Annotated in this window: 1 protein-coding gene; it reads right to left on the bottom strand. The window is 72.3% G+C overall.

Annotated features, from left to right (window positions below; all coding sequences use genetic code 11):
• On the bottom strand, positions 1-495 hold a 495-nt coding region (locus MXD59_RS26025), incomplete at both ends, for an AMP-binding protein (RefSeq protein ID WP_248827206.1).

The raw sequence follows: 495 nt of genomic DNA on the forward strand, positions 1-495 counted from the left end.
GTCCAGGTGGCGTCGACGGTGCATTCGGTCGGGCCGTAGCAGTTCAGGCCGACGGTGCGTTCGGCCGCGCCCAGCTCGTCCCACAGCCGTGAACCGACCGCCTCCGCACCGGTGGCGACCACCGACGGGGCCCAGTCACCGGTGAGCAGCCCGTCCGCGGTGACCAGTTCCAGCAGGGACGGCGGGATGTCGACGAAGTCGATCCGTTCGCGGCGCACGGTCGCGACAATGCCCGCCGGATCACCCATCAGGGCGTCGGGCAGGATGTGCATGGCGTGCCCGGCGAGCATCCAGACGACCGGGTCGAGGGTGCCGTCGAACGCGAACGACAGCACGTTGAGCACCCGCAGCCGGCGCCCACCCAGCCGCGCCACCGCCGGTTCCACCAGGTCACGGGCGTGCGCCAGGGCCAGGTTGACCAGCCCGCCGTGGGTGGCGACGACCCCCTTGGGACGTCCCGTCGACCCGGAGGTGAACACGACGTACGCGGCGGCG

The organism is Frankia umida (assembly GCF_023242945.1).
Lineage (GTDB): Bacteria > Actinomycetota > Actinomycetes > Frankiales > Frankiaceae > Frankia > Frankia umida.